Annotated in this window: 19 protein-coding genes; 5 read left to right on the forward strand and 14 right to left on the reverse strand. The window is 72.6% G+C overall.

The window, feature by feature from the left end; translation table 11 throughout:
• Nucleotides 1-144 precede the first annotated feature (144 nt).
• The 4 genes from ACFY29_RS09415 to ACFY29_RS09430 form a co-directional block, all read right to left on the reverse strand.
• Nucleotides 145-483, reverse strand: coding sequence for a hypothetical protein (locus ACFY29_RS09415; RefSeq protein WP_386984718.1), 339 nt, complete (start codon nt 481-483; stop codon nt 145-147).
• A gap of 29 nt (nt 484-512) precedes the next feature.
• Nucleotides 513-1,481: an N-acetylmuramoyl-L-alanine amidase gene (locus ACFY29_RS09420; protein ID WP_386984720.1), complete on the reverse strand. Its 969-nt coding sequence runs from the start codon at nt 1,479-1,481 to the stop codon at nt 513-515.
• A complete protein-coding gene (locus tag ACFY29_RS09425; protein WP_328424093.1) occupies nt 1,481-1,633 on the reverse strand; it encodes a hypothetical protein in 153 nt (50 codons plus the stop codon). The genes ACFY29_RS09420 and ACFY29_RS09425 overlap by 1 nt, the downstream gene beginning before the upstream one ends.
• A gap of 136 nt (nt 1,634-1,769) precedes the next feature.
• On the reverse strand, nt 1,770-2,555 hold the full coding sequence (locus ACFY29_RS09430; RefSeq protein ID WP_386984723.1) for an aldo/keto reductase: 786 nt from the start codon (nt 2,553-2,555) through the stop codon (nt 1,770-1,772).
• 94 nt (nt 2,556-2,649) lie between these two features.
• On the opposite strand from ACFY29_RS09430, the gene ACFY29_RS09435 reads away from it, so the two are divergent.
• Nucleotides 2,650-3,699, forward strand: a complete 1,050-nt coding sequence (locus ACFY29_RS09435; protein WP_386984725.1) for a DNA polymerase ligase N-terminal domain-containing protein — start codon at nt 2,650-2,652, stop codon at nt 3,697-3,699.
• 14 nt (nt 3,700-3,713) lie between these two features.
• Entirely contained in the window at nt 3,714-4,904 is a 1,191-nt protein-coding gene (locus tag ACFY29_RS09440) for a threonine synthase (protein ID WP_386984727.1), read from the forward strand.
• Nucleotides 4,905-4,957: 53 nt separating this feature from the next.
• On the opposite strand, the gene ACFY29_RS09445 is transcribed toward ACFY29_RS09440, so the two are convergent.
• The 4 genes from ACFY29_RS09445 to ACFY29_RS09460 form a co-directional block, all read right to left on the reverse strand.
• On the reverse strand, nt 4,958-6,349 hold the full coding sequence (locus tag ACFY29_RS09445) for a pectate lyase (protein ID WP_386984729.1): 1,392 nt from the start codon (nt 6,347-6,349) through the stop codon (nt 4,958-4,960).
• Nucleotides 6,350-6,632: 283 nt separating this feature from the next.
• Nucleotides 6,633-8,432, reverse strand: a complete 1,800-nt coding sequence (locus ACFY29_RS09450; RefSeq protein WP_386984731.1) for a glycoside hydrolase family 15 protein — start codon at nt 8,430-8,432, stop codon at nt 6,633-6,635.
• Between the two features lie 50 nt (nt 8,433-8,482).
• Entirely contained in the window at nt 8,483-8,875 is a 393-nt protein-coding gene (locus ACFY29_RS09455) for a cupin domain-containing protein (protein WP_386984733.1), read from the reverse strand.
• A 252-nt stretch (nt 8,876-9,127) separates the two neighbouring features.
• Complete coding sequence (locus tag ACFY29_RS09460; RefSeq protein ID WP_386984735.1) at nt 9,128-10,021, reverse strand: sulfotransferase domain-containing protein; 894 nt, start codon at nt 10,019-10,021, stop codon at nt 9,128-9,130.
• A 92-nt stretch (nt 10,022-10,113) separates the two neighbouring features.
• Here ACFY29_RS09460 and ACFY29_RS09465 point away from each other — a divergent pair, with 92 nt between their 5' ends.
• Nucleotides 10,114-11,214: a hypothetical protein gene (locus tag ACFY29_RS09465; RefSeq protein ID WP_386984737.1), complete on the forward strand. Its 1,101-nt coding sequence runs from the start codon at nt 10,114-10,116 to the stop codon at nt 11,212-11,214.
• Nucleotides 11,215-11,223: 9 nt separating this feature from the next.
• Here ACFY29_RS09465 and ACFY29_RS09470 read toward each other — a convergent pair whose 3' ends face one another.
• Together ACFY29_RS09470 and ACFY29_RS09475 are read right to left on the reverse strand one after the other, a co-directional pair.
• Nucleotides 11,224-11,502 carry an adhesin gene (locus tag ACFY29_RS09470; protein WP_328424075.1) on the reverse strand — a complete coding sequence of 93 codons (279 nt, stop codon included), beginning with the start codon at nt 11,500-11,502 and terminating at the stop codon, nt 11,224-11,226.
• Nucleotides 11,503-11,697: 195 nt separating this feature from the next.
• Nucleotides 11,698-12,771: an NAD(P)-binding domain-containing protein gene (locus ACFY29_RS09475; RefSeq protein WP_386984739.1), complete on the reverse strand. Its 1,074-nt coding sequence runs from the start codon at nt 12,769-12,771 to the stop codon at nt 11,698-11,700.
• Between the two features lie 110 nt (nt 12,772-12,881).
• On the opposite strand from ACFY29_RS09475, the gene ACFY29_RS09480 reads away from it, so the two are divergent.
• Both ACFY29_RS09480 and dacB read left to right on the forward strand, forming a co-directional pair.
• Nucleotides 12,882-13,598 (forward strand): aquaporin, encoded by a 717-nt coding sequence (locus ACFY29_RS09480; protein ID WP_328424071.1) that lies wholly within the window; start codon nt 12,882-12,884, stop codon nt 13,596-13,598.
• Nucleotides 13,599-13,664: 66 nt separating this feature from the next.
• Entirely contained in the window at nt 13,665-15,248 is a 1,584-nt protein-coding gene (gene dacB / locus ACFY29_RS09485; RefSeq protein ID WP_386984741.1) for a D-alanyl-D-alanine carboxypeptidase/D-alanyl-D-alanine-endopeptidase, read from the forward strand.
• Nucleotides 15,249-15,276: 28 nt separating this feature from the next.
• Here the strand turns inward: dacB and ACFY29_RS09490 are convergent, their stop codons facing one another.
• From ACFY29_RS09490 to ACFY29_RS09505, 4 genes are all read right to left on the reverse strand, one after another.
• Nucleotides 15,277-15,606 carry a hypothetical protein gene (locus ACFY29_RS09490; protein WP_386984743.1) on the reverse strand — a complete coding sequence of 110 codons (330 nt, stop codon included), beginning with the start codon at nt 15,604-15,606 and terminating at the stop codon, nt 15,277-15,279.
• A gap of 110 nt (nt 15,607-15,716) precedes the next feature.
• Nucleotides 15,717-16,154, reverse strand: coding sequence for a nitroreductase family deazaflavin-dependent oxidoreductase (locus ACFY29_RS09495; RefSeq protein WP_386984745.1), 438 nt, complete (start codon nt 16,152-16,154; stop codon nt 15,717-15,719).
• Between the two features lie 90 nt (nt 16,155-16,244).
• Nucleotides 16,245-17,213, reverse strand: a complete 969-nt coding sequence (locus ACFY29_RS09500; RefSeq protein WP_386984747.1) for a hypothetical protein — start codon at nt 17,211-17,213, stop codon at nt 16,245-16,247.
• Between the two features lie 196 nt (nt 17,214-17,409).
• Nucleotides 17,410-18,003, reverse strand: coding sequence for a pentapeptide repeat-containing protein (locus ACFY29_RS09505; RefSeq protein ID WP_386984748.1), 594 nt, complete (start codon nt 18,001-18,003; stop codon nt 17,410-17,412).
• Between the last annotated feature and the right edge of the window lie 11 nt (nt 18,004-18,014).

Genomic DNA, 18,014 nt, shown 5'->3' on the forward strand with positions numbered 1-18,014 from the left:
GGGGGGGGGGGGGGGGGCGCGGCGCCGCCCCGCGCCCCCCCCCCGGGGGGGGGGGGCCGCGCCGGCGGGGGGGGGGGGTGTTGGGGGGGGGGGGGGGGGGGGGGGCCGCCCCCCCCCCCCACTGCTCACCCACACTCCCTTGCCCTACCCGCCCGGGACTTCACCAGCTTCGGAGAACTCCCCGATCAGAGCCAGCATGCGATCAATCAGCCGTAGCTGCGTCTCGGGGCCGAGGTCGTTCAGGTTCACCGCGCCCGGCGGCAGCCCCGGAACCTCGCTGGAGTCGATGACGTAACTCCAGTGGGCACCGGTGCCGTAGCCGAGGACCCGCCGACACAACCACTCCTGAAAGCCGTTCAACGGCCGCCGATCCAACGCCTGGTTGAACCCCTCGACGAATGCGACTGCGGTCAGGTACCTGTCGTCGAGCAGATACATGCGCCGACGACGTGTGAGGTGAAAAAGCAGCTCAGGAACATCCATGTTCAGTGCATCGTCGCACCGCGGCGGGGTCAGACCCGGGTGAGCCGGACGGCGTCGGCGATGACCAGGCCGGTGGCGCTGCTCCACCGGCTCACCGCCACCCGGTTGGCGTCCCCGGCCGGAAGCGTGAACGTGCCGAGGGACCGCCACTGCCCGCCGGTGGCCCGTTGGTCGACGATGATCGTCCGGTTGCCGGTGCTGGTGGCGACGATGTACGGGGTGGCGCTGTTGTAGCCGGAGGTCGCCGGCCACCAGGCGTCGACCCGGTAGTTGGCCGTGGCCGGGACGTTGAACTTGTACCACGCGGCGTCGCTGGACGCGACGGGTTCCGCGTACCGGTAGTCGGCGCCGTACCGCTGCCCGGAGTACGTCGACACGCCCCAGTTGGCGCTGGCGGTGAACCGGCCAGCGGTGGTGTTGTCCACGATGGAGGACCACGCCGGGGGGTTGCCGCCGGACATCTTCGCCGCCACGTCGGCGCGCATCACGTTCAGGTCGATGAAGGACGGGTCGATCTTGCCGCTGGTGCTGGTCTCCCGGTGCCCCCGGGCGTAGCTGCTGTCCCTGCCCAGCCGGGTGAGCACGGCAGCGGTGGCGGCGATCGACGCGTTGTACTGCGCGGCGGTCATCTCCTGGTTGACGCCGTTGTAGTCGATCTCCCACCCGATCATCAGGGTGTTGCCGTCCCCGGCCGGAATCGGCCCACTGCCGCCGCTGGCCCCGGCGTGGTTGCACCGGCCGGCCGAGATGACGTGGAAGACCCCGTTGTAGTCGACGAGCGCCTGGCAGAGCGGGCCGGCCAGATCCGAGCGGCCGTTGATGCAGATGCCGAGCGCCGGGTGCGGATTGCTGGCGCTGGAGGTAGCGGCGGTGTGGTGCCAGAGCACCCCGATCGGATCGAAGGATCCCGGCCGCATCCGGTTGAGCCAGTCACCCTCGACGACGACCTGGACCCCGGCGGCGCGCAGCACGTCCACGAGCCAGGGAATCGTGGCCATCAGGACGCCCCGAGAAGGTCGGCCAGGCACTCGACCTTCGGCGCGGCGCTCGCCGGGGTGGGCCGAGCGACGGTGGTCAGCGCGACGGCCACCAGGGCGGGGATGCCGAGCATTCCGCGGCGGCGCAGACGAATGGATGGTGACCGGGCCATGAAAATCCTCCAGCGACGACGGGTTCGAACACATCGACGAACGCGATGACGGGCACGCTATACCGTCATGAGCGTCGATGTCGATACCCTTCATCAACGGGCCGGTCACTGAAGGAATTTGGCAGCGGGAGCGCCGTCAGGCGCCGCCGAGCGCATCGATGTCGCGCATCTCCTCCGCGGTCAACGAGAAGTGGAAGACGTCGAAGTTGGCGGTGATCCGTTCCGGGGTCACCGACTTCGGGATCACCACGATCTCGTGGTCGATGTGCCAGCGCAGCACCACCTGCGCGGGCGAGACGCCGTGCGCAGCGGCGATCCTGGTCAGCACCGGGTGGCTGAGGTCGCTGGTCTTGAACGGGCTGTACCCCTCCAGCACCACGCCCCGGTCCCGGTGCTCGGCGTGCCGCTGCCGGTCGTACAGCGCCGGGCTCCACCGGATCTGGTTGACCGCCGGGTTCTCCTCGGTCGCCTGGATCAGCTCGTCGATCTCCGGGGTGCTGTAGTTGCTGACCCCGACCGACCGGGTCAGGTTCTCGTCCCGGGCGGCCAACAGCTCCCGCCACATCGGGATGCTGTCGGTGGGCGACGGCGGCCAGTGGATCAACCAGAGGTCCACCTGGTCGACGCCGAGCGCCTCCAGGCTGGCCTCCAGCGTCTCCCGCTCCCGGCCCACCCGGTTCGGCGGAACCTTGGTGGTGATGAAGACGTCCTCCCGGCGCAGCCCGCTCTCCTTCACCGCCCGGCCGACCTCCCGCTCGTTGCCGTACATGGTGGCGGTGTCGAGGTGCCGGTAGCCGGTGTCGAGCGCGGCCAGCACCGCGTCGTAGCCGGCCTGGCCGGTGGCCTTCCAGGTGCCGAACCCGAGCAGGGGCATCCGCACTTCACCGGGGAGCAGGACGGTGGGCTGGTCGGTGAGGTCCATGAGGACCGTTCTACCCCGCCGCGGACCCGGCCGGCGAGCGAACCGGACACTCCGGTGTCCAGCGTAACCGTCCGGTTTGCCGGAGAATGCGGGTGTGACGGACCGGCTGGAGGAGTACCGGCGCCGACGGGACGCGGCCCGCACGCCCGAGCCGGTGCCGGAGCGGAGCCCGACCGCGGCCGGCCCCGGCGACGGCAACGCCCGCTTCGTCATCCAGCAGCACCACGCCCGCAGCCTGCACTGGGACCTGCGGCTGGAGCACGAGGGCGTGCTGGCCTCCTGGGCGGTGCCGCGTGGCCTGCCCCGCGACCCGGGCCGCAACCACCTCGCCGTGCACACCGAGGACCACCCGATGGAGTACCTCGACTTCGCCGGTGAGATCCCCGCCGGCGAGTACGGCGGTGGCCGGATGGTCATCCACGACCGGGGCACCTACCACTGCGAGAAGTGGCGTGACGACGAGGTGATCGTGACGCTCTCCGGTGAGCGGACCGCCGGCCGCTACGCGCTCTTCGCGACCGGTGGGCGGGACTGGATGGTCCGGCGCACCGACCCGGCTCCGCCCGGCTGGACGCCGATGCCCGAACTGGTCCGCCCGATGCACCCCACGCCCGCCGCCGGGCTCCCCCGGGACGGCGCCGCGTGGGGGTACGAGCTGCGCTGGGACGGGGTCCGGGCGATGGCGTACGTCTCCGGCGGACGGCTCCGGCTGCTCTCCGAGACCGACGAGGAGATCACCGCTGGGTACCCGTGGTTGCGCGCGCTGGCCGAGGCGCTGGCGCCGACGGAGGCGGTGTTGGACGGGGTGCTGGTCCGCATCGACGGCGCCGGCCGGGTCCGCCCGGCCCGTCCGGCCAGCGGCGGTCGGGTTCCGGCGGGCGCCCAGTACCTGCTCGTCGACCTGCTGTGGTTGGAGGGCGTGAGCAGCGTCGACGTGCCGTACGCGCAACGCCGGGAGCTGCTCGATGGGCTGGCATTGACCGGTACGCACTGGCAGACTCCGCCGTGGTTTCCGGGCGCCGGCGACGAGGCGCTGCGCACCGGGCGGGAGCAAGGTCTGCCCGGCGTGATCGCCAAGCGGCTGGACTCGGTCTACGAGCCGGGCCAGGGCAGCCGACGCTGGCTGAGCATCGACGCGGTCTGACGGCGAGGAGCGACGTGTACCTGACCCACCTGGACTGCCCGCGCTGCGGCCGGGAGTACGCCGCCGACCGGTTGCAGAACCTCTGCGAGTGCGGCTCCCCGTTGCTGGCCCGCTACGACCTGCCGGCGGTGGCGAAGGCGGTCACGCCGGAGCGCTTCCCGCTGCGCCCGGCCGACCTGTGGCGTTACCGGGAGCTGCTGCCGGTCGCCGACCCGCGGCACATCACCACGCTCGGCGAGGGCTGGACGCCGCTGCTGCGCGCGCCCGCGTACGGCGCCGAGATCGGCATCACGGACCTGATGGTCAAGGACGAGGGGTTGATCCCGACCGGCTCGTTCAAGGCGCGGGGCGCGGCGGTCGGCGTGAGCCGGGCCCGCGAGCTGGGCGCCGAGCGCATCGCGATGCCCACCAACGGCAACGCCGGATCGGCCTGGGCGACGTACGCGGCGCGGGCCGGGATGGGTGCCACCATCGTCATGCCGCTGGCGGCGCCGACCATCTGCCGGAACGAGTGCGTTGCCGCCGGGGCCGACCTGCGCCTCGTCGACGGGCTGATCAGCGACGCCGGCCGGCGGGTGGCCGAGCTGATCGCGGAGTCCGCTGGCGCGATCTTCGACGCCGGCACGCTGCGCGAGCCCTACCGGCTGGAGGGCAAGAAGACGATGGGGTACGAGATCGTCGAGCAGCTCGGCTGGCAGGTGCCCGACGTGATCATCTACCCGACGGGTGGCGGGGTCGGTCTGATCGGCATCCACAAGGCGCTGCACGAGATGCGCGAGCTGGGTTGGATCGGCGACAAGCTGCCCCGGCTGGTGGCCGTGCAGTCGAGCGGTTGCGCGCCGATCGTGCGGGCCTTCGCCGCCGGCGACGAGCGGGCCGAGCCGTGGGCCGACGCGCACACCGTGGCGTTCGGCATCACCGTGCCGGCGCCCCTGGGCGACGAGCTGATCCTGGGCGCGCTGCGGGCGTCCGCCGGCACCGCGGTCGCCGTCGACGACGCGGACATCCTGGCCGACCTGCGGGACTTCGCCACCCGGGAGGGGCTGCTGCTCTGCCCGGAGGGCGCGGCCTGCCTGACCGCGGCGCGGCAACTGCGCGCCGGCGGGTGGATCCGCGCCGGTGAGCGGGTCGTGGTGCTCAACACCGGCGCCGGGCTGAAGTATCCGGAGACCGTCGACGTCTCCGGCGTACCCGTGCTGGCCTGAGACCGGCGGGTCCCCCGCGGACCGTGCGGTCCGCGGGGTGCCCTCCGGCCGGCCTACTGGTAGGTGATGTCGGACGGCGCGTAGAGGCAGTTGACGCCGTCGGCGCCCTCGCCGATCTCGGTCGGCTCGTCGCCCTTCGGCACGCCGCGGTACTTGACGCAGATCGAGGTGTCCCGGTCCGGGTCGTCGACGATCGTGATCCGGCTGAACCGGGCGGTGTCGCCCCAGTTGGTGTTGATGCCGGCGATCGCGTCGGTGTCCCGGACGACCACGTTGTCGATCACCACGTGCCGCTGGTACGAGGTGGAGCAGTTGCCGCAGGCCCGGTAGAGCTTCCCGGCGTTCTCCACCCGGAAGTTCTTGATGTAGACGGTGCCCGAGCCGTTGTGCTGGAAGACCTTGTCGCTGGCGGACCGGGCGCCGCCTCCGTCGACGGTGTACGTGGTGCCGCCGCGGAAGGTGGCGGCGTCCTCGCCCACGTCCTCCCACCAGACGTTGATCAGGGTGCAGTTGCCCTCGCAGTGCACGCCGTCACCGGCTGGCGCACCGATGATCACGTTGCGCAGGGTGGCCCCGGCGGCCAGCTCGAACATCGGGTCCTGGCTCTCGCTCTGCCCGCCGTCGCCGATGCCGTAGTAGCGCTTGAGCCCGCCGTCGAAGGTGCCGGAGACCGGGATCGTCGCGTCGACCTTCTGGCTGCCGGTGGGCGTCGGCCAGCCTGCCGGCGGTGGGGTGGTCGGGCCCGGCGTGGTGGGTGGCGGCGTGCTCGGCGGCGGCGTGCTCGGCGGCGGGGTTGTCGTCGGCGGGGTGGTCGGAGTGCCGCCACCGGCCGAGTCGACAGCCACGTCGTCGAAGCTGCCACTGGCGTACGCGGTGACCAGGCCGATCCGGCCGGCGCCGGCCAGGCTGTTGCTGCCGGCGGCGATCTGGGTGCCGTTGACGAAGCCCCGGATGGTGCTGCCGCTGGTCTCGATGCGCAGGGTGTACCAGGTGCCGGTGCCGATGCCGAGCGACGCGGAGCCGATCGCGGTGATGGCACTGCCGTTGACGTCCTGGAGTTCGGCCCGACCGGAGCCGAGCAGGGCCAGCCGGTACATCTTGGTGCTGCTGGTGGACCGTGCGGCCAGCCCGACCAGGGCGCTGGACGAGCCGAAGCTCACCGGCCTGACCCGGGCCTGCACGGCGTAGTCGGTCCAGCTGGTCTGGCCGGCGAACTGCCGGGCCAGTTCGCTGCCGGCGTTGGACTGGTTGAACACGCCCGAGCCGTCGACGGCCCAGGTGCCGCCGGACTTGGACCAGCCGGAGGCGTTGCCGTCGTTGAAGTCCTCGGTGAAGACGGTGGCCGCGAAGGCCGAGGTCATGCCGGCCGCGAGGGCTGCCGCGGTCGCGCCGGCGCCCACCGCGAGCAGCAGTGGTCGTCGGCCGGGGAGTCGTCTCTTCTGCACAGTTGTCCTCCTTGACGCATGTGGTGGCGATCCCCCGGCCGTCCGGGCGAGGACGTGTGGGCACCACGTGATGCCACGACCTGGGATCGGTGCGCCCCGTCGGATGCCCGGTTTCCGGAGCGGGGTGAAGCGGGATCAAAACCCTGGGGAAAGGGCTTTCCCGTCTCTTCGAGGCTAGGACCGCGTACGCATCAGCGTCAATGCCTGGCGCTTGCAGGTCTGTTGCAGGATTCACCGCACGGCAACGCGGCACGTCGCGGTCGATCCCGCCGGCGTACCCCGGTCAGTAGCTGTCCGGCTCGGTCAGCCGCCAGGCCGCGTTGATCAGGCCGATGTGCGACAGCGCCTGCGGGGTGTTGCCGAGCTGCGCACCGGTGACCAGGTCGATCTGCTCGCTGAACAGACCCACATCGTTCGCGTGCTCCACCACCTGCTCGAACAACTCCTCGGCCCGTCGCCGCTCGCCGGCCATCACCAGGCACTCCACCAGCCAGAACGAGCAGAGCAGGAAGCCCGCGGGGTCGTCCGTCCAGCGCCGGACCAGCCCGTTCTCGGTGCCGAGTTCCCGCTCCACCGCAGCGATGGTGGAGCGCATCTGGGGGTCGGTGGCCGGCAGGAAGTGCGCCACCGGCATGAAGAGTGCCGAGGCGTCCATCTCGGCCGAGCCGAACGCGCCGGTGAACGCACCCAACCGGTCGTTCCAGCCCTGACGGAGCACCTCACCGCGGATCTCGTCGCGGATCGCGGCCCAGCGACGTGGATCGGCCCGCTCGCCGAGCCGGTCGGCGAGCCGCACCGCCCGGTCCATCGTCAGCCAGCAGAGCACCTTCGAGGAGAGGTAGTGCCGTTCCCGGTCCCGGGTCTCCCACATGCCCCGGTCGGGCAGGTGCCAGGTGCTCGCCACCTGCTCGGTCAGGCCGAGCACCATCTCCCGCAACTCCCCGTCGAACGTCGTGCCGAGGTAGTCGCGCAGCCGCCAGACCGCCGACATCACCTCCCCCGGCACGTCGAGCTGCCGCTGCCGCCAGGCGTCGTTGCCGATCCGGACCGGCGCGCTGCCGACGTGGCCGCGCAGGTGCGTGCACTCGTGCTCGCTGAGGTCCCGCTCCCCCCGCAGCCCGAACAGCACCGGCACCGGATCGTCGCCGATCCGGCCGATCGAGCGCGACACCCAGGCGAACAGCCGGGCCGCCTCGGTAGGGCAGGCCGCCACCCAGAGGGCGCGCAAGGTCATCGAGAAGTCGCGCAGCCAGGAGTACCGGTAGTCGTAGTTACGGTCGCCGCCGAGCCGCTCCGGCAGCGACGTGGTCAACGCCGCGGCGACCGCGCCACTGCGGGCGTACGTGAGGCCGGTCAGCACGGTCGCGCTGTGCCGGACCAGATCCCGGTACCGGCCGTCGTACCCGTGCGCATCCCGGTACGCCTCCCACGCCTGCGTCGTCTCGGCGAGCGCGGCCACCGGATCCAGCCGAGCTGGCTGGGCGCCGTACGTCTCGCCGAACGCCACGTCCAACCCGACCACCTGGCCGGCGGAGACCTCGAACTCGTGGGTCACCCGGTCCCGGCTGGCGCGCAGCGGCAGGTCGCCCGCGTGCAGCACCAGCACCACCGGACCGGCGCCGGCCAGCACCCCGCCGTCCGGCCGGTTGTGCAGGTACGGGGTGAGCAGCCCGTACTCGGGCCGGGGCGCGAAGTCCAACGCCATCCGGACCCGACCGGACAGCCCCTCGACCACCCGGATCAGCACGGCCGGCGAGTTCTTGCCCAGTTCGTGCGCGCGGGCACCCATCTCGGCGGCGAGCGCGTCGGTGACGGCCACGCTGCCGTGCGGTGTGTGGTGCACCGTGCGCAGCACCAGCGTGTCCGGCCGGTACGCGCGCTCCACCCGGTACCCGGGCCGGCCGGCGCCAACCGGCGCCAACCGGAAGTGCCCGGCGCGCGGGTCGAGCAGCCGCCCGAACACGGACGGGCCGTCGAACCGGTCCGGACACCACCAGTCGATCGAACCGTCCCTGCCGACCAGCGCGCCGGAGCGGGAGTCCGAGAGGAACCCGTAGTCGGAGATCGCCGGCTGCTGCTCCACCCGCCGCGGGTACCCGGATCGGCCCGGATCAGACCGCGCCAGCGGCTCCGTCAGCCGGTCGGCGGCTCGTCCTCGCCGGCCTCCTCGGCCGCGTCGGCCTCCTCCTTGGTCCGGTGCACGGCCTGGTCGGCGTGCTCCGGGGGGCCGTAGACGGTGTACAGCACCAGCGGGTTGGGGCCGGCATTGACGAAGTTGTGCTTAGTGCCCGACGGCACCACGACGAGGTCGCCCGCGACGACCTCCCGCTTCTCGCCGGCCACCCGCGCCTCGCCGACGCCGCTGACGAAGGTCAGGATCTGGTCGATGCCCTCGTGCACCTCCTCGCCGATCTCTCCACCCGGCGGAATGGTCATGACGACCAACTGGGTGTGCTCCCCGGTCCACAGCACTCGGCGGAAGTCCGGACTCTTCTCGGCGACGGTTGCGATCGTGAAATGCTCCATGTCGCGCTCATACCCGGTTCGGGGGCGCGCCACGCCGGGACGCGCAGATGGTGGAATTCCCCACGCTGGGCAGGTTTGGATCTGCCCCGACCGGGGATCGACAGGCTGACCGGTGCACGCGGCCGGTCGAGCCAGGTCCCCGCCGGCGTACCGCCGAACGGCTGCGGTGGTGGGAGACGGCCAGAGCGCGGCGACGTTCCGACCACGGTCGAAGCGGCGCCGTGCGCTCGTCTGTGCACCCCGGCCGGCTGGTCAGCCGTCGCGGTGCAGCCAGGCGAGCAGGTCCGGCGGCGCGAGGGCGGCCGTTCGCGCCCGGTAGCGCGCCTGCCCGGCCGGGTCCAGCAGGTCCCGCCCCTGCCCCGAGCCACCTTGGCGGAAGAAGGCCCGGCGGTCGCGCAGCACGCCGAGCGTGTCCGGGGCGAGCTGGTCGGCGCGCTCCCGCATCCGGCCGAAGGTGGCCGCCTCGACCAGCTCGGGCCAGCGCTCGGCAGGCACCGTGAGGCCCCACCGGTCCGCGAGGCGACGCATCTGGCCGCCCAGATCGGCCCGCAGGTCGTCGTAGTGCACCAGCTCGACGTTCGGCTCGTGCCGACGGGCCCAGGCGTCGCTCAGGTGCCACAGCACCCCGGCCAGTGAGTCCAGCTCGGTGCGCGGGTCGGCCTCCCGGTCGACCCAGCTCGGCAGCCACTGGCGTACCGGCAGACGCGTCCGGGGCGGTCCGGCCGGCGCCGGTTGACCGGTCAGCTCGGCGAGCCGCACCCGGTCCAGGTTGCCGGCCTGGTGGTAGAGGGACACCGCCATGTCCAGCGGGTGCCGGGCCACCACCACGTAGTGCACCCGGGGGTCGAGCGGCACACCGTCCAGCGGGGTGTGCGTCTTGATGAACCGTCGGTGCGGCTGGGCGGCCAACCGGCGGTACACCTCGTCCTTCGGCTCGACCAGCCAGTCCAGCCACGGTGACAGCTGGGTCAACGGCGCCGGCAGCTCCGGGGTGCCCAGCACCAGCAGGGCACAGATCATCTGCATCCAGGTGGTGCCGCTCTTGGACCGGGTGCTGATCACGATGTCGCCGTCCCGGAACGGGAAACCCGTCCAGCGCCCGCTGTCCTCGTCGTCGGATCGGTAGCGGTGGGCCGGCGTGAGCATCCGGCGAGCGTAGTCGCCGAGCCGACAGCCGAGCAGCCGATTTTAGATTGGACGGCCTGTGACATATGCGCATGCCTGGCTAGATTTGACGTATGGTGCCCGCCCACGGAGGCCGGGCGGCGGAACCTGTCTACCGCCCCATCCTCGCCAGCCGGCGCGGCGAGCTGGAAGCGTTGAGCCACCTCGACCCCGCGGCCGCCCCACTGCTCGCCCCGATCCTGGAGGTCGGCGCTGTCGATCGGTCCACGATGGACGTTCTCCGCCGGATGCCGGCCGGACTGCTGACGGCCGTCGACGTCACCGGCCTCCCGGACAGCCCCGACACGGAACTGGCCCGCTGGGGCGTACCGCTGGTGCCGGTGGTCGGGCTCGCCGAGAGCGACCGGCGTCTGGTCGCGCACGGCGCGGCGGCGCGGACGTACGCCCGGCGGGCGCTGGTCCGGCTGCGTGCCGGTCAGGACCGGGCTGGGCCGGCCGCGAGCACCACCGCCGTCGAGCGGATCTGGCGGCTCACCGGGCTGGTGCCAGAGGAGTGCGACCTGCTGGTGGACGCCGGGGACGTGTGCTGCCCGGCGGACGTGCGGCTGGCCGAGCCGCGGGTACGCCGGCTGCTGGACTGGGCCCGCCGGCACTCCTGGCGGTCGGTGACGGTGGCGGCGGGCGGGATGCCGCCGACGCTGTCCCGGCTGCCCACGGACGAGCCGGTCCGGCTCGACCGCTGGGACTGGCAGCTCTGGCAGCGGCTGACCGACGCCGGGGTCGGCTACGGCGACTACGGCGTCGGCCCGGCCCTGCCGGGATCGGGTGACCCCGGAGACCGGCTGCCCACCGTGCGCTACACCGCCGACGGGAGCTGGTGGGTCTACCGCTGGTCCCGGCGGGGCGGGCGGGGCGACGACCGGTTCGCCGACCTGTGTCGCACGCTCGTGTCGGCGCCGCACTGGCCGAGCACCGGCGCGGCCTTCTCCTGGGGCGACCACGAGCTGCTGCGCCGGGCTCGACGGGGTGCCGGTGCCGGCTCGGCCGCCAACTGGGCGGCATGGAGCACGTCGCACCACCTGGCGCACGTGCTGACCGCGCTGTTGCGCCCGGCCGGCGGCAGCGCCCCGGGTTCGCAGCCCAGGCCGGACCCGCCGCAGCGCGGGCGATCGCTGCGACAGCCGCGCGGCGGCGAGACCCGCCGCGCCGGTTGAGCCGGGCTGCTACTTCTCGGTGAAGCCGAACTGGATGATGCCCTCGTCGTCGACGGTGGCGTCCACCGAGGCGTCGCCGAGCAGTTCGGCGGCGTCCTCGTCGAGGAAGATCCGGGCGCCCTGGTTGTCGACCACGCGGTCGCCCTGCGCCGGCTCGGGCACCAGTTCCACGGTGAGCGATCCGGCCTCGGTGTCGGCGGCGATCCGCACCCCACCGTCCTCGGCCACGTCCTGTTGGTTGGCGAGGTCACGGATGACGAGCACGGCGTTGTCGGTCATGGTGAGCATTGGCGGAACTCCTCGTGGATTCTCGGCTCGCGGTCGGTTACCGCGCAGACCGGACAGTCGGTCCGCGTACGAGCACACGTGGGAGGCGACAGAAGGGGCGAACGGTCGTCGCCGTCGCATCGCGTCGGGGCAGCTGACGGGCCCCGTCATCACCTACGTTGCCCGCTGCCGGGCGATCCGTCAAATAGAGCCGGATCAGTCGAGAGCGGCGACCAGGGCGAGCCACGCACGAATCTCGTTGACCGCCGCGCGGCCGGCGCGGTTGGCCCCGATCGTGCTCGCCGACGGGCCGTACCCGACCAGGTGGATCCGCTCGTCGGCGGCCACCCGGGTGCCGTCCATGGTGATACCGCCGCCCGGCCCGCGCAGCCCCAGTGGGGCGAGGTGGTCGAGTGCGGCCCGGAAGCCGGTGCACCAGAGGATCACGTCGGCGGGCACGAACCGCCCGTCGGCCCAGGCCACCCCGTCGGGCGTGATCCGGTCGAAGACGGGTAGCCGGTCGAGCACACCGCGCTCGCGCAGCCGGCGTATCTCCGGGGTGACCGGCAGCCCGGTCACGCCCACCACGCTGCCCGGCGGGCGCCCGGCGCGCACCGCCACGTCCACCCGGGCCACCGCGGCCCGGCCCAGCTCGGTGCCGAACTCCTCGTCCCGGAACTCCGGCGGCCGACGGGTCACCCAGGTGGTGGCGGCCGCGACGGTGGAGACCTCGGCGAGCAGTTGCACCGCCGAGGTGCCGCCGCCGACCACCACCACCCGGCGGCCGGCGAACTCGGCCGGCCCCTGGTAGTCGGCGGTGTGCAGCTGCCGGCCCCAGAAAGACGACCGGCCCGGGTAGTGCGGCCAGAACGGCCGGGTCCAGGTACCGGTCGCGTTGATGAGGGCCCGCGTCGTCCACTGGTCGCCGTCGGTGTGTACGTCCAGCCGGCCGTCCGGGCGGGAGTGCACCGCGCGGACCCGCACCGGCCGCTGGACCGGCAGGTCGAAGGCCTTCTCGTACTCGGCGAAGTAGGCGCTGACCTGCTCGGCCGCCGGCCCTTGCGGGTCGGCGGGCGGGAAGGGCAGCCCGGGCAGGTCGTGGATGCCGTGCACCCGGTCCATCCGCAGGGTCGGCCAGCGATGCTGCCAGGCTCCGCCAGGGCCGTCGTCGCCGTCGAGGATGACAAAGCCGCTGCCCGGGGCGAAGCCCGTGCGGCGCAGGTGGTAGCCAGCGCTCAGGCCGGCCTGGCCGGCACCGATCACCACGACGTCGACGGAGTGGGTGTCCACGTGGGGTGCAACACCGCGGGTACCGCCGCTGTGCCCGCCGCCGGCCGTCGCGCCGATCACAGACCGCCGATCCGACACGAAACCGCCTAAATTATCCCTAGGCTGGACGAATGGAAGACGCCCGCCGCGCCGCCGCCGAGTTCCTCGGCACCCTGCTGCTGGTCTTCTTCGGGGTGGGCAGCGCCGTCGCGGCGCGGGTCCAGGGCGGCGTGGTGGTGGTCGCGCTGGCCTTCGGGTTCGTCATGCTCGCCCTGGTTTACACCATCGGCCCGCTCTCCGGCAGTCACGTCAACCCAGCGGTGACGCTCGGCGTGCTGCTCTCCGGAAAGATCTCGGCGATCGGCGCGGTGGCCTACTGGATCGCGCAGTTCGCCGGCGCGACCGTGGCCGCCTTCGTGCTGTGGGCACTGACCCGCTGGGGTGACGTGGCGGACCAGTCCGGGGCGCTGGGCTCGAACGGGTACGGCGCGCACATCAACCGGGGCGGCGCGGCCGTGCTGGAGGTCGTACTGACCTTCCTCTTCGTGCTGGTCGTCCTGGTGGTGACCAGTCGTAGCGAGAATCCCGGCACCGCCGGGGCCGCCATCGGACTGGCCCTGGCCGCGACCCAGCTGGTCGGCCTGACACTGACCGGCGCCGCGGTCAACCCGGCCCGCGCCTTCGGCCCGGCGGTCTTCGAGGGCGGCGTGGCCCTGCGGCAGCTCTGGGTGTTCATCGTCTTCCCCCTGCTCGGCGGGGCGCTCGCAGCACTGGTGGCACCGCTGATCATGGGGGCGCAGCGGCACTACTGGGGCGGGCACGACAAGTCGGTCGGCCGGCCGACCTAGCACGACTGGCAATAACCTTCGTCTGAGACTCTTCTCCGGCGGATACCTTCGTGGCAGCATCAGCGCATGCATCGTCGTCACTTTCCCAGGGCCCTCGCGCTGCTCGCGCTGGTCGCCACCGCGGCCACCGCCGGCGCGCCCGGCGCCACCGCCGAGTCGCCCACCCCCGCGACGACCCGACTGAACGCCACCATCGACATGATCCTCGCCGACACCCGGCTCGCCGGCGCGCAGGCCTCGGTGGTCGTGGTCGACACCAGCACGGGACAGACCCTCTACGACCGCAACGGGGACCGTCGGCTGATCCCGGCCTCCAACACCAAGCTGCTGACCTCGACCGCCGCCCTGGAACTGCTCGGCCCGGGGCACCGCTTCACCACCGACGTACAGACCACCGGCAAGCGTCGCGGCGGGCTGCTCTCCGGCAACCTGTACCTGCGCGGCGGGGGCGACCCGACCATGCTCGCGGCCGACTACGACGCGCTCGCCGCGCAGGTCGCCGCCGACGGCGTCCGGGTGGTGACCGGCACCCTGATCGCCGACGACTCCCGCTACGACCGCACCCGACTCGGCCCCGACTGGACCTGGGACGACGAGCCCTACTACTACGCCGCCCAGGTCTCCGCGCTGACGGTCGCGCCCGACACCGACTACGACGCGGGCACCGTGATCGTGCACGCCGCCCCGGCCGACCGGGCCGGCGCCCCGCCCGTGGTCAGCACCACCCCGCCCACCGATTACGTCCGAATCGACAACCGGGCCGAGACGGTCGCCGACGGCGAGACCTCGATCTCGATCGAGCGCGAGCACGGCGGCAACACCATCGTGGTGAGCGGACAGATCGCGGTCGGCGATGCGCCGGCCAGCGACTGGGTGACCGTCTGGGAGCCCAGCGGCTACGCGGCCGACGTGTTCCGGGCAGCGCTGCACCGGCACGGCGTCCGAGTGCTCGGCCGGACCGTTCTCGGCCAGCCCACCCCCGAGGCGGCCCACCCGGTGGCCCGGCACGACTCGATGACCCTGGGCGAGCTGATGACGCCGTTCCTCAAGCTCTCCAACAACGGGCACGCCGAGGTGTTGACCAAGGAGATCGGCAGGGTGCTCTCCGGTTCGGGCACCTGGTCGGCAGGGCTCACCGCGATCAGCGAGTACGTCGCCGACACCGGGATGGACACCGGCAAGCTGCGCCAGCGCGACGGATCCGGCCTGTCCCGGCGCAACCTGGTGCCGGCGACGGAGTTCGTCGACCTGTTGGCCGCCGTCCGGGCCGAACCCTGGTTCGCCACCTGGTACGCGGCGCTGCCGATCGCCGGGCAACCCGAGCGGTTCGTCGGCGGCACGCTGCGCAGCCGAATGGCCGGCACCCCGGCCGCGGGCAACGTGCACGCCAAGACCGGCAGCCTGACCGGAGTCTCCGGCCTGTCCGGCTACGTCACCAGCGCGGACGGCCGGCTGTTGGCGTTCTCGATCCTGCTGAACAACTACCTGACGGCGTCGGTCAAGGCGCTGGAGGATCAGATCGCCGTGGCGCTGGCCGGATACCGCGAGGACGGCTCGACCGCGGCGCGGACGGCAGTGCCGTCGGTGCCGGAGACGCCCCGCACCCCGGAGGGTGTGGAGTGCTCCTGGGTCAAGCCGATCACCTGCTGAACGGCGCGGCGCGTACCCCAGCCGCCGGTCAGGCCGGACGGTCCGGCACGGGGATCACCGCCGTCGGATCGCCGCGCTCGATGAGCGCGGCGATCTCGGCGGCCCGCAGGCCGCGCAGCGCCAGCACCCGGGTGCCCCAGCGGTGCAGCCGGCATGGGTGCGGACTGGCGTCGTTGCGGCAGACCATCCCGCCGGACCACCGCTGGGGCGCGTGCACCACCACCGCCCGCACCGCGAACTGGGCGTCCTCGCCCGTCACGTACGGCGGCAGGGGGATGTCGCGGAGCACCTCTCCGGACGCTTCACCGGCGCCGGACGAGGCGGCGAGACGGACGCGGTGGGCGGTACGGGCGCTCATCTTGCCTCCACACTGGATGGTCGGACGAGGACAGCAGAAAGTTACGTCCTCCTCGACCCCGCCCGACGGACAAACTGTCCCGCAGTCTGAGCGCGACAACAGACGCCAGGTCAGACCCGTTCCAACACCACCACCGGGATCTCCCGGTCGGTCTTGGCCTGGTAGTCGTCGTACGCCGGCCAGATGGCCGCCATCGTGGACCACATCCGCGGCTTCTCCTCCGGCGTCGCGGTGCGGGCCCGCGCGGTGAACGTCTCCCCACCGACCTGCACCTCGACCTGCGGCTCCGCCAGCAGGTTGAGGAACCAGGCCGGGTGCTTCGGGGCACCGCCCTGCGACCCGACCACCAGGTAGCCGTCACCGTCCCGGCCGTAGATCAACGCGGTGCGCCGCAGCTTGCCGCTGTGCCGACCCCGGGTGGTCAGCAGCAGCGTGTAGACGCCTGGCCGCCACTCGTGCCCCTCGGCGCCGCCGGTCTCGACGTACCGCTGGATGTGCTCGGCGACCCAGCCCTGAGGGCTGTCCACCACCTGCTCGCTGGCCGTCATCGGCGCTCCCTACGGATCGGTGGCACTCGCGCCCAGGCTACTGCCGCCAGCCGCTGCCGGCAGGGCGAATGCCGTGCTGACGGCGGCCGGTCAGCGCACCGCCACGGCCTGGAGGCCGACGTTGCCGCAGTGCTCCGTGAAGACCTTCTCGACGGTCCAGGTCAGCACCAGACGGGCGCCCTTCGGCAGCCGGAACCGGATCGTGAACTGGGCGCTTCGGCTGGTGTACGGGTCCTCCAGCCGCACGGTGCTGGTCGGCCCACCGGTGGACAACCGCGCGTCCAACCGGCCGCGGGCCATCCAGGTCCCGGCATAGAGCTGGACCGTGCGTGGCTCGCCGCTGCCGGCGACGGCAAGGCTGAACCCGTTGCCGGCCCCGCAGGTGTAGACGCCGTTCGGGCTGCCGCTCACCGACCGCTCCGGCGTGCCGTCGGACCAGCGGACGGTTTCCTGGTTGCCGTCCCAGCCGACCCGGGTGCCGGCGCCGCCCCCGTCGATGATCTCCCCGGAACCGGCGCGCTTGCGGACCGTCGATTCGCCGCCGCTCAGCCCCCAGTGCATCCAGTCCCTGGTGCCCACGGCGGTGAGGTTGACCTCGGCGGGTATCTCACCCTGGCTCACCGACAACGTCGATCCCGCTGCCGGTGGTGGCGCCGGCGGGACCGACGCACTGACCGACGGCGTCGGGTCGGGCGAGGGTGGACGCTGCCGGGGACGCAGGCCGGGCGTCGCCGGCCCGGTCTCGGTGGTGCGCCCCTCGGCACCCGGGAGGCGGGTGGAACGGGCGACGGCTCCGGCGTGTACGCCGTCCGGGCGACCTGCCTGCTCGTCGCCGGCCTCCGGCTCGGATCGCGTGCCGAGGTACGTGACCAGGACCACCAGGCAGACGAGCACGGCGAGCCCTTCCACCGCCCAGAACCGACGTCGCCGGGCACGGGCGAGGCGGCGCAGCGCGCTGCGGGTCTGCCTGATGGTGACGACGCGCGGTCGATGCGCCGGTAGGTCGGAGGACTCGTCCCCGGCCCGCGAATTCGCCCGCGTGCGGTCTTCGTCCGCCACCGACCCCTCCAACTCCGCCGCCCGGCCGTCATCGACCCGTGCCTATCGCACCGTCCACTGTGGGCCTTCTCACGTCTGCGCCGACGTGATCGACACGCTAGATCCGGACGGGCGGGCGTGTCCAGCCGTTACCGGAAGTATCGGACGCACGGGCACGCTCGGACGGGGACGTCGGTCGCCGCGAGCACCCCTCGCGTCAGCCGATTTGGAAGCCGAGCGCCTGCGCGATGATCACGGCCTGCTCGCCGTCGATGATGGCACCGGCCCGCTCGACCACCGTCGGGTCGAGCGCGGTCAGGTCGCTGCCGCGCAGGTCGGCGCCGCCCAGCCGGGAGCTGTGCAGCTGCGCGCCGGAGAGGTCCACGCTGCTCAGCGTGGCGCCGGTCAGGTTGGCGCCGGTCAGGTCGGCCTCGCGCATCCGCACATCGGTGAGCCGGACGCCGCGCAGGTCCGCGCCGGGCAGCGCGACGAAGGACCAGTCGCCGCCGGAGACCGTCAGCGGACGCAGGTCGCACTGGGTGAAGGTGCTGCCGACCATCTTGCAACCGGTGAACTCGGCCTCGAAGAAGTTGCACCGCTTGAAGGTGCAGCGAGTGAAGGCGGAGTCGACGTGCCGGGAGGCGTTGAACAACACGTTGCCGAACGTGCAGCCGGTGAAGACCGCGCCGCGGCTCACCGCCTCGGTGAGGTCCACGTGGAAGAACTCGCAGCCCACGAAGTGCCGGTCGGTCAACTCCTCGCCGTACCAGTCCTCGTGGCGGAAGGTCACGTCCTCGGTCAGCTCCGGCATCCGACCAGGCT

It is taken from the genome of Micromonospora sp. NPDC000668 (assembly GCF_042897975.1).
In the GTDB taxonomy this organism is placed as follows: domain Bacteria; phylum Actinomycetota; class Actinomycetes; order Mycobacteriales; family Micromonosporaceae; genus Micromonospora.